Origin of the sequence: Lentilactobacillus kefiri (assembly GCF_007989105.1) — a bacterium.
Taxonomy (GTDB): Bacteria; Bacillota; Bacilli; order Lactobacillales; family Lactobacillaceae; genus Lentilactobacillus; species Lentilactobacillus kefiri.
Genome location: NZ_BJVK01000091.1, coordinates 1 through 1,407 on the forward strand (window position 1 = coordinate 1; position 1,407 = coordinate 1,407).

The window sequence follows — 1,407 nt, forward strand, 5'->3', positions numbered from 1 at the left end:
GCGCAAACTAGAAAGTCTTCAATGGTATTTACTATTGAAGGCTTTTGTTTTATATTAAAATAGTACATATTTTAAAGAAATACGGGTGAAATTATGAAGCGATACAGATCCTACCGGCTAAGCTTAGGCTGGCAGATTGTGATTGGTTTGATACTGGGTGTCTTTTTTGGCGTTATCTTTTATAAAAACAACGCTGCAATAACGGTCATGCAGAATATTGGAACCATGTTTATCAACTTGATTCAAATGATTGTGTTACCAATTGTCGTTTCATGTTTAACAGTTGGAATTGCCAGTATGGGTGACATTAAAAAACTGGGTCGGGTTGGTCTAAAGACCATCATCTATTTTGAGCTGATGACGACGGTCGCGATTGCTCTGGGAATGATTGTTGCCAACGTCCTTCATCCAGGAACACTGATTGATATTCACTCTCTTCATGGTTCAGATATTAGTCAGTACATGGCAACAGCTAAGACTGCCCAACATACCGGTATCTGGGGAACACTGATTGGAATTATTCCAATCAACATCTTTAAATCTTTAGCAAATGGCGATATGATGCCGGTCATTTTTTTCACTGTCTTTTTCGGGTTAGGTATTGCTGCCATTGGAGAAAAAGGAAAAATCTTGATCGATGGTTTAAATGCTGTTGCTGAAGTGATGTTTAAAGTCACTAACTGGGTTATGCATGCAGCTCCAATTGGGGTTTGTGCGTTAATCGGAGTTGCCTTGGCAGAAATGGGAATTGGTGCATTGGTACCGCTCGGGTACTTTGTTGCGATTGCCTATGTAACCATGGCAGCCTTCATCTTGGTTATTATGGGGATCGTTGCTAAAATCTTTGGCTTCAGCATATTTGATTTGCTCTTAGTGATTAAAGACGAAATTATCTTGGCATTCTCAACTGCCAGCTCTGAAGCAGTACTGCCCAAGATGATTGAAAAGATGGATAAATTTGGTACCAGTCAGGGAATTGTTTCGTTTGTTATTCCAACTGGTTACACATTTAATCTGGATGGTTCGGCAATCTATCAATCCATTGCTGCATTGTTCCTCGCTCAGGCTTATCACATTAACCTCTCCATCGGTCAACAAATTACCCTACTAGTTGTCCTAATGATTACTTCAAAGGGAATGGCGGGCGTCCCAGGGGCCTCATTTGTTGTCTTACTGGCTACCATCTCTACCATTGGCGTTCCAGTTACCGGTCTGACCTTTATTGCCGGCATTGATCGAATTGTCGATATGGGACGAACGGCCGTGAACGTTGTCGGAAATTCATTGGCAACCGTTGTTATTGGTAAATCTGAAAAAGAATTTGACGAAGCGAAGTCGAAGAAATACATTGCTTCTTTTAAGAAACATCCAGCGACAGAAAATGCTGAATAGGGTATTTTAAAACAC

Annotated in this window: 1 protein-coding gene; it reads left to right on the top strand. The window is 40.7% G+C overall.

Annotated features, from left to right (window positions below):
• Positions 1–93: 93 nt before the first annotated feature.
• Positions 94–1,392, top strand: coding sequence for a cation:dicarboxylate symporter family transporter (locus tag LKE01_RS11790; protein WP_056982506.1), 1,299 nt, complete (start codon positions 94–96; stop codon positions 1,390–1,392).
• Positions 1,393–1,407: the final 15 nt, after the last annotated feature.